The following is a 12,707-nucleotide window of genomic DNA, read 5'->3' as shown; positions in this document are numbered from 1 at the left end:
GTCGGGGAGGGTGCCAAGGCCTCGCTGAGCGCGTTCGACCACCTGATCCGCAGCTCAGTAGAAGATTGAGCGAGGCGGTAATGAAAAAGGGGAGCAGACTTAGTCTGCTCCCCTTTTTTGCGGCCTGTAATCGATGAACTCTGCCTACATGTTAGCCGCTTATTTCCAATTGTTTAACCTGCGCGTTCACCCAGTCCTCGGCGCGCTGATTGAGCTCGGCTACCGCACGAGGTCCTTCGGTTTCGGCGTGCATGGGTGGGCCAATCACGACCTTGATCGTCCCAGGCTTTTTACCCCAGCCAGACTTCGGCCAATACATCCCGGCATTGTGAGCGATGGGCAGCACCGGCAGCTTGGCATTCGCCGCGAGCGAGGCACCGCTACGTGAGAACTTTCCAGTCTGGCCGACCGGCACACGTGTACCCTCTGGAAATATCAGCACCCAGGCGCCCTGCTCCAACCGCTCCTGACCCTGTTTGGCAACTTGACGCAGCGCTGCCTTCGGGTTTTCACGGTCGATGGCGATGGGCTTGAGGAGCATGATTGCCCAGCCGAAGAACGGCACATAGAGCAACTCTCGCTTGAGGACCTGACTCAGCGGTTCAAAGTACGCAGAGAGGAAGAATGTCTCCCACGTGCTCTGGTGTTTGGACAGAATCACGCAGGGCTTGTCGGGAATGTTCTCTTGCCCTCTAACTTCATAGCGCAGACCGACCACCGTCTTGGCCAGCCAGATTGCACTCTTGCACCAGGTCTGGACAACGAAGCGGTAGCGCTTACGAAATGACATGAACGGCGCAAAGATCAGGCTGATCAGGCACCAGGCAAAGGCCGTGAATGCCAGCAATAGGTAGAACAGCAGGACACGTACTGGCAACAACGCCTTCATTCCACCGCTCCCAACAGGTGTTCGGCCACCGCAGCAAGGTCATCGAACACCAGCGTACCCGGGGGTAGCGCGCCTTTCTCGGTCTTCAGACCTTTGCCGGTACGCACCAGAAGAGGCACTGCACCGAGCTGTATGCCGGCTTCCAGATCGCGAAGGCTGTCCCCTACTACTGGCACGCCCTGGAGGTGTTCCAGATGAAAGTGGTTGGCGATCTGCCGAAACAGCCCGGGCAGCGGCTTACGGCAGCCACAGCCGTCATCCGGACCATGCGGGCAGTGCACGATCAGATCGAAGCGGCCGCCCTCTTCCATTGCCAATCGCTGCATCTTGAAATGCATGTCGTCGAGCGTCATGGGATCGAACAGCCCGCGCGCCAGTCCGGACTGGTTGGTGGCAACCGCCACCGTCCAGCCCGCCTCGCACAGACGCGCTACCGCTCCGAGCGACCCCGGGATCGGAATCCATTCATCCGGGGTCTTCACGAAGGCGTCGGAGTCTTCGTTGATGACGCCGTCGCGGTCGAGCACTATCAGTTTCACCGGCTTAGCCAAGTGCGGAAATATCGGCAACGCCAAGGAACAGTCCTCTCAACCGGGCAAGCAAGGCATAGCGGTTGGCACGTACCGAAGCGTCTTCGGCATTGACCATTACCGCCTCGAAAAAGGCATCCACCGGGCCGCGTAGATGCGCGAGGCGCTCAAGCGCTTCGCGATACTGACGCGAGGCTGCCAGCGGCTGGACAGCCTGTTCGGCCTGTTGCAAGGCCGAGTACAGCGAGAACTCGGTAGCATTGTCGAAATAGCGTGGTTCGATAGCCTCGGGCAGCTTTGCCTCGAACTTGCTCAACAGGTTGGACACACGCTTGTTCGCCGCCGCCAGTGCCTCGGCCTCCGGCAGCTTGCGGAACGCCTGCACGGCTTGAACGCGCTGATCGAAGTCCAGTGCAGATCCAGGCTGGACCGCACGGACAGCGAGATAGGCCGCTACTTCGACGCCTTCATCTTCATAGCGCGCGCGAAGGCGATCAAAGATGAATTCCAACACCTGATCAGCCAGGCCCTGAGTCTTGACCTGATTACCGAACTGGCTAATGGAGAAGCGCACCGCTTCCACCAGATCCAGATCCAGCTGCTTCTCGATAAGAATGCGCAGGATGCCCAGCGCAGCACGGCGAAGTGCGTAGGGGTCCTTGCTGCCGGTCGGCAACATGCCGATGCCGAAGATGCCGACCAGGGTGTCGAGCTTGTCGGCGACCGCGAGGATCGCTCCGGTGTTGGTGGCGGGCAGCTCTGCGCCTGCACCACGCGGCATGTACTGCTCGTTGAGCGCCGATGCCACATCAGCGGGCTCGCCGTCGTTCAAGGCATAGTAGTAACCGGCGACGCCTTGCATCTCAGGAAACTCGCCGACCATTTCGGTGGCCAGATCGCATTTGCTCAAGAGGCCGGCGCGTGCGGCCCACTGTGCGTTGCCTCCGGTGCGCTCGGCGATGAAGGACGCAACCCTGGATACGCGCACCGCTTTGTCATAAACGGTGCCCAGCTGCGCCTGGAATATGACATTTTTCAATCGATCGTTGAAGCTTTCGAGCGCCTGCTTCTTGTCCTGCTTGAAGAAGAATTCCGCGTCAGTCAGGCGTGGGCGCACCACTTTCTCGTTACCCGCAACGATCTGAGACGGATCCCGTGATTCGATGTTGGCAACGGTGATGAAGCGCGGCAGCAGCTTGCCGTTACTGTCGAGCAGGCAGAAGTACTTCTGATTGTCCTGCATGGTGATGATGAGCGCTTCCTGAGGGACTTCCAGAAAGCGTTCCTCGAAGGAGCACACCAGTGGCACTGGCCATTCGACCAGCGCAGTGACCTCATCCAACAATGCTGGAGGGACGATGGCGCTGCCGTTCTGCTCGCCGGCCAGCTGCTCGACACGCTTGGCGATCAGTTCGCGGCGCTCGGCGAAGTCGGCAATCACGTGGGCGCCACGCAGGTCTTCCAGATAGCTGGCTGGCTTGGAAATCCGCACTGCGCTCGGGCTGTGGAAACGATGGCCGCGGGATTCGCGACCGGCGCGCTGAGTGAGGATGGTGCAATCGATGACCTGGTCGCCGAACAGCATGACAAGCCACTGGGTCGGCCGAACGAACTCTTCTTTGCGCGCCGCCCAACGCATGCGTTTGGGGATCGGCAGGTCATTGAGGGAGGTCTCGACGATGGTCGGCAACAGCGTGGCAGTCAGCTGGCCGGGAATCGAACGGCTGTAGCGCAGTTTCGGGCCGCTGCGATCGATCTCCGCCAGATCCACACCGCACTTGCGGGCAAAGCCCAGCGCTGCTTGAGTAGGTTCGCCTTCGGCGTCGAACGCGGCCTGCAGGGGCGGGCCATCGAGGTTGATGCTGCGATCAGGCTGCTCAGTATCGAGCTGCTCGATCAGCACCGCTAGGCGCCGCGGCGCAGCAAATGCCTGTACCCGACCATGCGCGAGGCCGGCTTCCTTCAAGCCCTTTTCGATGCCGGAACGAAACGCGTCGGAAAGCTTGCCCAGCGCTTTGGGTGGCAGCTCTTCGGTGCCGAGCTCAACCAGAAAATCCAATGCACTCATTCCGCAGCCTCCAGCTTGGCCAGTACTTCGTCACGCAGGTCGGGTGTCGCCATCGGGAAGCCCAGCTTGGCGCGCGCCTGCAGGTAACTCTGTGCGACGGAGCGAGCCAGTGCGCGTACGCGCAGGATGTACTGCTGACGGGCCGTGACCGATATGGCGCGGCGCGCATCGAGCAGGTTGAAGGTGTGCGAGGCCTTCAACACCATTTCGTAGGTGGGCAGGGGCAGCTCCAGCTCGATCAGGCGGTTGGCCTCGGACTCATAGAAATCGAACAGCTCGAAAAGCTTTTCGACGTTGGCATGCTCGAAGTTGTACGTGGACTGCTCGACTTCGTTCTGGTGAAACACGTCGCCATAGGTAACTTTGCCAAACGGGCCATCGGTCCAGATCAGGTCATAAACCGAATCCACACCCTGCAGGTACATGGCCAGACGCTCGAGGCCATAGGTGATCTCACCCGTAACCGGATAGCACTCGATGCCGCCTACCTGCTGGAAGTAGGTGAACTGGGTGACTTCCATCCCATTCAGCCAGACTTCCCAGCCCAGACCCCAGGCGCCCAGTGTGGGCGATTCCCAGTTGTCCTCGACGAAACGGACGTCATGCACCAGGGGATCCACGCCAATGCGGCGCAGCGACTCGAGGTAAAGCTCCTGGAAGTTTTCCGGGTTGGGCTTGAGTACCACCTGGAACTGATAGTAGTGCTGCAGGCGGTTAGGGTTCTCGCCATAGCGGCCATCGGTTGGACGGCGTGAAGGCTGCACATAGGCAGCGTTCCAGGTCTCCGGACCAATGGAACGCAAAAACGTGGCCGTGTGGAACGTACCGGCACCCACCTCCATGTCATAGGGTTGCAGAACGACGCACCCCTGCTCTGCCCAGTAGTTTTGCAGGGCGAGGATCAGGTCTTGGAAGGTGCGCACGGCAGGCGTAGGCTGGGTCAAAATTTCACCTGTGCTGGCTTCGACAGAAAGCCCCGGAGTATACCCGATAACGGCTGCAACCCGTGGCTGCCCGTGCTCTGCAGCAGTGGCACCGCGTCGGTTCCGATCCCCCTTCGCCCGCTCAAGGATTAAACCAAATGCCGCGTTGCGCCTGGTGCAGTGAGGACCCGTTGTATGTCGATTATCACGATACCGAGTGGGGCGTACCTGTTCGCGATCCCGGGGTCCTGTTCGAATTCCTGATTCTCGAAGGCGCCCAGGCTGGCCTGTCCTGGATCACCGTGCTGCGCAAGCGCGAGCGTTATCGCCAGGTGCTGTTCGGGTTCGATCCCGCGCGTCTGGCGCGGATGACCGATGTCGAGATCGAAGAACGCATGCTCGATCCGGGCATCATCCGCAACCGTCGTAAGCTCGAGGCCGCCCGCCGCAACGCCCAGCTATGGCTTGAACTGGAAGACCCGGCCGGCTGGTTGTGGTCGTTCGTAGGGGGCGAGCCGAAGATCAATCACTTCGAGTCGATCGCTCAGGTTCCGGCCGTTACGGTCGAAGCACAAGCCATGAGCCGTGCCTTGAAAAAGGCCGGCTTTGGCTTTGTCGGCCCGACCATCTGCTACGCCTTCATGCAGGCGTGCGGCATGGTCATGGACCACACCATCGATTGTGAGCGGTATCAGGTCCTTGCCCGCAGCGAAGCCAGCCCCGTGCCATGACCGGGACGAGTAGCTCAGCCCGCTAAGCAGTTACACTAGCGCCTTTGATTTTTCGGGAGAGATCCTTGGACAAGTTCAAAGGTGCCCTGGTGGTCGGCTTTCTCCGGCTGTTCGCCCTGCTGCCCTGGCGCGCAGTGCAGACCCTGGGTGGTCTCATTGGATGGTTGATGTGGAAGCTGCCCAATCGCTCTCGCGAGGTGGCCCGTACCAATCTGACCAAATGCTTTCCGGAGCTGAATGCTGAAGAGGTGGATCGGCTGCTCGGGACGAGTTTGCGGCAGATCGGCAAGACCTTCACTGAGAGCGCCTGTGCCTGGATATGGCCGGCGGACAAGACGTTACGCCTGGTCAAGGAAGTGGAAGGGCTCGAGGTACTGGAACAGGCCCTGGCATCCGGCAAGGGGGTCGTCGGAATCACCAGCCATCTTGGCAACTGGGAAGTGCTCAATCATTTCTACTGCGCGCAGTGCAAGCCGATCATTTTTTACCGGCCGCCAAAGCTCAAGGCTGTGGACGATCTTCTGCAGCGTCAGCGTGTACAACTCGGCAACAAGGTCGCGCCCTCGACTCGCGAGGGTATCATCAGCGTGATCAAGGAAGTGCGTAAAGGTGGCGCCGTGGGGATTCCGGCTGATCCGGAGCCCAGCGAGGGCGCAGGCGTTTTCGTGCCTTTCCTCGGCACTCAGGCGCTGACCAGTAAGTTCGTGCCCGGCATGTTGACAGGCGGTAAGGCGGTTGGCGTCTTTCTTCACGCGTTGCGTCTGGATGACGGTTCGGGCTACAAGGTGATACTCGAAGCGGCACCGCCGGCTATGTATGACGAGGACGTCGAGGTCGCGGTTGCGGCCATGAGTGGAGTCGTCGAGCGCTACGTGCGCACTTGGCCAAGCCAGTACATGTGGACGATGAAGCGCTTCAAGAAGCGTCCGCCCGGCGAAAAGCGTTGGTACTGACCACAGTTAATGCAGCCACAGGGACAGTCATGGGAAATCCGAATCAGCGACAACACCCACGCGCACCGATGAAGTGCCGCATTCGCATCGCGCACGAGTCGTTCGGCGAGGTGTTCGCGCACACCCGCGATCTCTCTGATGGCGGTGTTTACGTGAAACATCCGCAGCTGACCGAACTGCAGCTTGGCATGATTGTTAGCGGTCAGGTGCAGGATCTGCCGATACCGGCGCCGGTGCTGCAGATGGAGGTCATGCGGGTCGATGGCGAAGGCGTTGGCCTGCGGTTTATTCAGGAAGACTAGCGAAGGCTGAACCTCACTCCGGGGTTTGCAGCCCAGCCTGCTTGTTCAGCTTGCGTAGAAAGACCGTCATTTCCTTTTCGGCCTGCTTGTCGCCCTGGGCTTGCGCGGTTGCAAGACCCTGCTCCCAGGCGCGGCGGGCGCCCTCCTCGTCCTCGTTGGCCTGAAGGGCCTTGCCAAGCAACTTCCAGGCGGCCGAGTATTTTGGATTCTGTTCAACGCAGCGCTGCAGGTGCGTAGCGGCCTGGGAGGCCTCGCCCGCGTCCAGATATCCCTTGCCAAGGCCGAAGCGCAGCATGGGATTGTCCATGCCCTGGGCCAGCATTTTCTGCAGTGATTCGAGCATTGTGTTCCCCTGAAAAAGCCTATGGCGTGTCTGCGTCCATCTTGAATGACACGCCCCGCTCTAAGCCTAGCTCGCCTGGGTCACCGCACTGAGAAATTCCTGCGTACGGGTTTCCTGCGGGTTGCCGAACAGCTCATCCGGTGTGCCCTGTTCATGAATTCGGCCTTCGTTGAAGAAGCATACGCGGTCGGCAAATTCACGGGCGAACCCCATTTGATGCGTCACCATCAGCATGGTCAGACTGTGCGCCTCGCCCAGGCGGCGAATGACGTTGAGCACTTCACCACACAGCTCGGGATCGAGGGCTGAAGTCACCTCGTCGAACAGCATGACCTTGGGTCGCATGGCCAGTGCACGGGCGATGGCTACCCGTTGTTGCTGGCCCCCGGAAAGCTGCGACGGGTAGTGGTCGAGCTTGTCATCCAGTCCCACCATGGCGAGCAATTCCTCGGCGCGCTCGCGGGCTTCCTTTTTCGACAGTCCAAGCACCTGCACCGGCGCTTCCATCACATTCTGCCGGGTGCTCATGTGCGGAAACAGGTTGAAGCTCTGGAACACCATGCCGACCTTTCCCCTGACACGGCGAAGATGCCGCGCGTTGGCGCGAACCAATTCACCATTGGCGCCAGGCATGTGGGTCAGCGGTTCGTCGTCGACCATGATCACACCTTCGTCGATGTCTTCGAGGGTCATCAGAGCGCGCAGCAGTGTGGATTTTCCGGAGCCGCTGGGGCCGATAATGGCGACCTTCTCACCCGTCCGGACATCCAGGTCGAGATGGTTGAGTACCGTCAGATCGCCAAAATGTTTGCTTACATCGCGAAACTGCACCATCAGCTCTGGCTCGCTGGCCGTGCTGTTCGGATTCTGGATGTCGCTGGCAGGCATCGGTGCGTTCATCGGGCTAGCTCCATACGGTTTTCCAGTCGGCGCACGAACCAGGCGAGGCCGAGGCTGAGAATGAGGAAGAACAGGCCGACCATGGTGATCGGTTCTAGATAACGGAAGTGTTCCGAGCCGATGTTCTTGGCCCGCTGCATGATCTCCACCACGGTAATGGCCGAGAGCACGGGCGTGTCCTTGAGCATCGAAATCATGTAGTTGCCCAGCGCCGGCAGGATCGGTCGCAGCGCCTGCGGCAGGATCACCTTGCGATAGGCATTGAGCGGCTTCATGTTCAGCGCCGTCACTGCTTCCCACTGCGCGCGCGGCACGGCATCGAGCCCGGCTCGGTAGACCTCGGCGGTATAGCAGGCGTAATGCAGCGCAATGCCGATGATGCCGGCCTGCAGCGCAGTGAGATTGAAGCCGTAGTTGGGCAGCACGAAAAACAGGAAATACACCTGGATCAGCAATGGCGTGCTGCGGATGAACTCGATCAGGCCGGTCATGGGCCAGGACAGCCAGCGGTATCGGCTGCGGCGTCCCACCGCCAGGAACAAGCCGAGGACGATGGCGATGGAGAACCCGGCGATGGTGATGCCGATGGTTTTCAGCGACGCGTCGAGCAATCTTGGAAGAATCTCCCAGGCGAACTGCCAGTCGAAGAAATTCATGACATACCCCCCCGCATGCGTCCGCGCGCCAGGCGTTTCTCCAGGGTGCGCATGGAGAAGTTGATGATCTGCGCCAGGATGAAATACATCACCAGCGCGAGGCCGAATATTTCCAGGGTCATCAGTGTGGCCTGGTCCAGCTGCCGCGCGCGGAAGGCCAGATCCGACAGGGTGATCAGGGAAACCAGTGACGTATTCTTCAGCAGTTCGATGAGCAGGTTGGTGCCCGGCGGGATCGCCGCCAGCATCGCCTGCGGCAGGATGACCCGACGCAAACGCTGCCAAGCGGTCATATTCAGCGCCTGGCACGCCTCGTATTGCCCTTCATGGACAGACCGGATGGCGCCGCGCAGCACCTCAGCCCCGTAGGAGCCGATATTCAGCCCCAAGCCGATCACCGCCACATTGAAAGCGCTCATGGCGATGTTGAACGGCGGCATCGGCAGAACGAAGTAGAGCCAGAACAGCTGCACCAGCAAGGAACTGCCACGGAACACTTCGATGTAAGCGATGGCCAGCCAGCGTAGCGGCGCAATGGGTGAAAGGCGGCCGAGGGCGCCGATTAGCGCCGCGACGATTGCCAGCAGCGAGCCCCAGAAGGTGATCTGCACGGTCACCCAGGCCCCTTGCAGCATGAGGGGGAGTAGTTCGTTCATCTTGGATATCCGGTTGGCGGCGCGGCAACGCGAGCAAATCGCCCGTCAGGCTTTGCTGCGTGAGGGAAATGACCCGGCGCCGGGTAGCGTTCTGCGGCTGGCGAGAGGCCAGTCGAAAGCGGTCGCGTCGCGGTGTTGCGACGGGGCCGGAGAGAGGAAGAAGAGCGATCTGAAGACTATTCACTTGGAGCCCGGCAGGGGCTCAAAAAAGCCCGAGCCGGTTCCTTGGTTCATGCGCCACAGTATCAGGCGCTGCAGAGCTCCTCGGCGGTCTTGTCGGTGACGTTCGAGCGATCGAAGCCGAAAGGTTCGACGGTCTTCAGATGATCGTCGCTGCCTAGCCACTTCTTCAGCTCGGCGTTCACCGCATCGCGCAGCTCTTTATCTTCCGGCCGGAACGCAAGGGCGCCGTAACCGGTGTTGGCCGGGTCGTCCTTGAAATCGTCGGTCGCCTCGACCTGATCGCCCGCCTTCTCAGCCAGCCCTCGCATGGTCAGCTGTGTGCCAACCGCTGCGTCGGCGCGCCCGGTGCGTACGGCTTGCAACTGGGACGTGGTGTCGGGCACCTGGACGATCTGCGAATCCTTGATCCCTGCCTTGCGCGCGTAATTGAGGTTGACGGTGCCGGACATGATCGCGAGCTTGATCGACTCGTCCTTGGCGATGTCCTCATAGCTGCCCAGTTGCTTGGGGTTGCCCGCCTTTACCAGCAGCGTGTCCTGAAGCTGATAGTGCGGGTCGGTGAACAGCACCTGCTTGCAGCGCTCGGGCGTGATGTACATGCCGGCGGCGATCAGATCGAAACGGCTGGCGCGCAATCCCGGGATCAGCGAGCCCCACTCGGTAAGCACGGGGTTGATGGTTTCGATGCCCATCTTCTGGAAAATCTTCTCGACGATTTCAGGCGACTCTCCTGTCACGCTGCCGTCGGTGGCGGTGTACGCGAAGGGCGTCTCGTTGGCATAGCCAATGCGGACGCTGCTGTCCGACTTGATCTTATCGAGCGTATCGGCCTGTGCCAGACCGCCGATGGAGAAGCCGGTCAATATGGCGGAGGCCAGCAATAGCTTGCCGAAATGGAAAGGTCGTGCGCGATTCATCATGAATTCTCCTGTGCTTTTTTATGGTCCGCAGATGAGCCTGCTATTCGGAGGGCAGTTTCAAGAGCATCAGGACAGGTCGCTCCCTGCCTCGGCGCGGCTTTGTCTATTGTTTGGAGTGCGCCGCGTTTCGCTGACCGAGGATAGCAAAGGCAGTTTTCTCCATAGGATTGCACTAGGACAATTGCATGACATTGCGCTTCGACTGATCCTGTCGTCTCGACAAGGGTGAACGTCATGCGCAACTGGAAAGAGGCCTTGCTTGCCGTCCACGGCGGAGGGTCGAAATACAAGCTGTTGGTCACCGCCATCGCGAGCGATATTGAACAAGGTGAGTTGAAGGATGGGCAGCGTCTGCCGCCGCAGCGCTTGCTCGCCGCTGAACTCGGTATCAGCGTGCAGACGGTGACCAATGCCTACAAGGAGCTGGAACGCCAGGGCTGGGTGCGATGCGAGGTCGGACGCGGCAGCTTCGTCAGTCGGCGCATCAGTGAGCGCGTGGCGACCTCCATGCTCGACCGCGGCGAGCATGCGCTGCTGGATTTTTCCACGGTGCGCATCGTTCACACCGAGCTGCATGATCGTTACTGGCGGCAGACCTGCGCGGAGCTGGCGGCCGAGCATGAACAGCCATGGATCCATGCCTGTCGCCCCATCGCCGGTTTCGAGCACCATCGAGAGATTGGCGCGAAATGGCTCGCCGGGCTGGGGCTCACGGTAGAGCCTCGTGATTTGCTGCTGACCAACGGCACCTCCCAGGCCGTTTTCCTTGCGCTTGCGTCGTTGGCGGGACCTGATGATCTGGTCCTCTGCGAGAACTGCACTGACCACGGGGTGATCGGTACCGCTCAAGTGCTTGGTTTCAAGCTCCAAGGTGTGGATGCCGACCGCCACGGCCTTGATCCCGAGCATTTCGAGGATCTCTGTGGCAACGAGCGCGTGACCGCTCTGGTCTGCACGCCGAATCTCAACAACCCCACCAGCAGCCTGATGCCCGACAGGCGTCGCCGCGAAATCGCCGAGATTGCCCGCCGCTACGGGGTTTTCATCATTGAGGATGACGTCTATGGGCCGCTGCTTGGCGATGCCCGAGAAGCGCCGCCCATCAGCCAGTATCTGCCCGAACTCTCGTTCTACTGCACCAGCCTGACCAAATCGGTGTTGACCGGCCTGCGCCTCGGTTACCTGGCCATGCCTCGGCGGCTGGCGCTGCGCACGGAAAGCATTTTCCGGGTCAACAGCTGGATGGCCGCTCCCCTGCTCGGCGAGATAGCCACCCGGTGGATAGAGCATGGCCGTGCCGCAGAGCTGGTGAAACTGCAGCGCGAACTGATCGCCAGTCGCCAGGCTGCTGTGACTGCAGAGCTTGGCGACTACCTGCGAGGCAGCCATCCGGCTTCGCTCAGTGCCTGGCTGGAGGTGCCCGAGCATTGGGAGCTAGACGCCCTGCAGCATGAATTGCGTGAACGTGGAATCGCCTTGACGCTGCCCGATCCCTTTTTGCCGCCGGGCAGTCAACGCCCCAGGGCGATGCGTCTGTGCATTGGGGCCGAGTGCGGGGAGCAACGGCTACGAAAGGGGCTGGCAAGTATTCGCGACGTCTTCGAGCAGTATCCGGAAATTCACGAATTCCGCGGCGCGCGTTGATCCGACCGATGCGCAGCCGCCGTTAGCCGGTGAGGCTAGATAAATTTTTAGTCCGGGCACGAACATCCGTTGGTGGACTAAAGCCTACCCTACGGGCCGCAAAGTTGGCCGGAGCGCGTCCCTTCAGTTGGTTTGTTCGGTACCTTCCCGGATCACATTCCGACCGGCGCGCTACCGTCAGCATCGAAATGCCACTAGAATGCGCGCCGCTCCGGCCATGTCGGCCGGGCAATGGGTTCCCTAACCCCATCATTCCAAAAAGGACATGCCATGTTGCAGATCCCCTCAACGGTCCGCCGTGCCACGCTGGCCGGTCTGATCGCGTTTCACATCATCATCATCATCGCCAGCAACTACCTGGTGCAGCTGCCGATCACTCTGTTCGGGTGGCACACCACCTGGGGCGCGTTCAGCTTCCCATTCATTTTTCTGGCCACCGATCTGACTGTACGTCTGCTCGGCAAGGGTCCAGCGCGGCGGGTCATCGCTCAGGTCATGCTGCCTGCGCTTGTGGCGTCGTACGTGGTATCGGTGCTGTTTCACCAAGGCGCATTCGCCGGCCTCGCGTCGCTGGGTGAGTTCAATCTGTTCGTGTTCCGTATCGCGGTCGCCAGCTTCCTTGCCTACGCGCTAGGCCAGATTCTCGACATCCAGGTATTCAACCGCCTGCGCGGCCTGCGCCAGTGGTGGATAGCGCCGAGCGCTTCGACCATTTTCGGCAACCTGCTGGACACCTTCCTGTTCTTCTCCATCGCCTTCTGGCACAGCGACGATCCCTTCATGGCAGCGAACTGGGTGGAGATCGCCAGCGTCGACTACGTCATCAAGCTGATCATCAGCCTGGCGTTGTTCGTGCCGCTCTACGGCATGCTGCTCAATGCCATCGTGCGGATGCTGCCGGGGCAGAAAGCGGCGACGGCGTAGTAGCCGCTTCTGCCATGCAGGCGCGTGAACAGCCATATCGGCCTGAGAGCGGCCACTTTCTTGGCTGACGATCACGCGGCCGCTG

General features: G+C 60.6%; 14 protein-coding genes. 5 read left to right on the top strand and 9 right to left on the bottom strand.

Annotation, left to right across the window (positions count from 1 at the left end; all coding sequences use genetic code 11):
* Window positions 1-151: 151 nt before the first annotated feature.
* Genes NA619_RS23315 through glyQ form a run of 4 tightly spaced genes read right to left on the bottom strand, consistent with a single transcriptional unit; the run spans window position 152 to window position 4,431 of the window.
* Complete coding sequence (locus NA619_RS23315; RefSeq protein WP_255964197.1) at window positions 152-889, bottom strand: lysophospholipid acyltransferase family protein; 738 nt, start codon at window positions 887-889, stop codon at window positions 152-154.
* Entirely contained in the window at window positions 886-1,428 is a 543-nt protein-coding gene (gene gmhB / locus NA619_RS23310; protein ID WP_255964196.1) for a D-glycero-beta-D-manno-heptose 1,7-bisphosphate 7-phosphatase, read from the bottom strand. The genes NA619_RS23315 and gmhB overlap by 4 nt, the downstream gene beginning before the upstream one ends.
* A 4-nt stretch (window positions 1,429-1,432) precedes the next feature.
* Window positions 1,433-3,487: a glycine--tRNA ligase subunit beta gene (glyS, locus tag NA619_RS23305; protein WP_255964194.1), complete on the bottom strand. Its 2,055-nt coding sequence runs from the start codon at window positions 3,485-3,487 to the stop codon at window positions 1,433-1,435.
* Window positions 3,484-4,431 (bottom strand): glycine--tRNA ligase subunit alpha, encoded by a 948-nt coding sequence (glyQ, locus tag NA619_RS23300; protein WP_255964192.1) that lies wholly within the window; start codon window positions 4,429-4,431, stop codon window positions 3,484-3,486. Before glyQ ends, glyS begins: the two co-directional genes overlap by 4 nt.
* Before the next feature lie 137 nt (window positions 4,432-4,568).
* Here glyQ and NA619_RS23295 point away from each other — a divergent pair, with 137 nt between their 5' ends.
* The 3 genes from NA619_RS23295 to NA619_RS23285 all read left to right on the top strand — a co-directional run bounded on the left by NA619_RS23295 (window position 4,569) and on the right by NA619_RS23285 (window position 6,396).
* On the top strand, window positions 4,569-5,141 hold the full coding sequence (locus tag NA619_RS23295) for a DNA-3-methyladenine glycosylase I (RefSeq protein ID WP_255964190.1): 573 nt from the start codon (window positions 4,569-4,571) through the stop codon (window positions 5,139-5,141).
* Between the two features lie 65 nt (window positions 5,142-5,206).
* Window positions 5,207-6,094, top strand: a complete 888-nt coding sequence (locus NA619_RS23290) for a lysophospholipid acyltransferase (protein ID WP_255964189.1) — start codon at window positions 5,207-5,209, stop codon at window positions 6,092-6,094.
* 29 nt (window positions 6,095-6,123) lie between these two features.
* Window positions 6,124-6,396: a PilZ domain-containing protein gene (locus NA619_RS23285; RefSeq protein WP_255964187.1), complete on the top strand. Its 273-nt coding sequence runs from the start codon at window positions 6,124-6,126 to the stop codon at window positions 6,394-6,396.
* 13 nt (window positions 6,397-6,409) lie between these two features.
* Here the strand turns inward: NA619_RS23285 and NA619_RS23280 are convergent, their stop codons facing one another.
* The 5 genes from NA619_RS23280 to ehuB form a co-directional block, all read right to left on the bottom strand.
* The gene (locus tag NA619_RS23280; RefSeq protein WP_255964185.1) at window positions 6,410-6,739 is read right to left on the bottom strand and encodes a tetratricopeptide repeat protein; all 330 of its coding nucleotides are present in this window, start codon (window positions 6,737-6,739) and stop codon (window positions 6,410-6,412) included.
* Window positions 6,740-6,805: 66 nt separating this feature from the next.
* Window positions 6,806-7,639 carry an ectoine/hydroxyectoine ABC transporter ATP-binding protein EhuA gene (gene ehuA, locus NA619_RS23275; protein WP_272891891.1) on the bottom strand — a complete coding sequence of 278 codons (834 nt, stop codon included), beginning with the start codon at window positions 7,637-7,639 and terminating at the stop codon, window positions 6,806-6,808.
* Window positions 7,636-8,295, bottom strand: coding sequence for an ectoine/hydroxyectoine ABC transporter permease subunit EhuD (gene ehuD, locus NA619_RS23270; protein WP_255964184.1), 660 nt, complete (start codon window positions 8,293-8,295; stop codon window positions 7,636-7,638). The genes ehuA and ehuD overlap by 4 nt, the downstream gene beginning before the upstream one ends.
* On the bottom strand, window positions 8,292-8,951 hold the full coding sequence (gene ehuC / locus NA619_RS23265) for an ectoine/hydroxyectoine ABC transporter permease subunit EhuC (protein WP_255964182.1): 660 nt from the start codon (window positions 8,949-8,951) through the stop codon (window positions 8,292-8,294). The genes ehuD and ehuC overlap by 4 nt, the downstream gene beginning before the upstream one ends.
* 245 nt (window positions 8,952-9,196) lie before the next feature.
* Window positions 9,197-10,051 (bottom strand): ectoine/hydroxyectoine ABC transporter substrate-binding protein EhuB, encoded by an 855-nt coding sequence (gene ehuB / locus NA619_RS23260; protein WP_255964201.1) that lies wholly within the window; start codon window positions 10,049-10,051, stop codon window positions 9,197-9,199.
* A gap of 237 nt (window positions 10,052-10,288) precedes the next feature.
* Here ehuB and NA619_RS23255 point away from each other — a divergent pair, with 237 nt between their 5' ends.
* Window positions 10,289-11,698 (top strand): PLP-dependent aminotransferase family protein, encoded by a 1,410-nt coding sequence (locus NA619_RS23255; protein ID WP_255964180.1) that lies wholly within the window; start codon window positions 10,289-10,291, stop codon window positions 11,696-11,698.
* Between the two features lie 270 nt (window positions 11,699-11,968).
* Window positions 11,969-12,622 carry a 7-cyano-7-deazaguanine/7-aminomethyl-7-deazaguanine transporter gene (locus tag NA619_RS23250; protein ID WP_255964178.1) on the top strand — a complete coding sequence of 218 codons (654 nt, stop codon included), beginning with the start codon at window positions 11,969-11,971 and terminating at the stop codon, window positions 12,620-12,622.
* The last annotated feature ends 85 nt before the right edge of the window (window positions 12,623-12,707 follow it).

Origin of the sequence: Stutzerimonas stutzeri, assembly GCF_024448895.1 — a bacterium.
Classification (GTDB): Bacteria; Pseudomonadota; Gammaproteobacteria; order Pseudomonadales; family Pseudomonadaceae; genus Stutzerimonas; species Stutzerimonas stutzeri_Q.
This window is presented reverse-complemented; position numbering and strand designations above follow the sequence as displayed.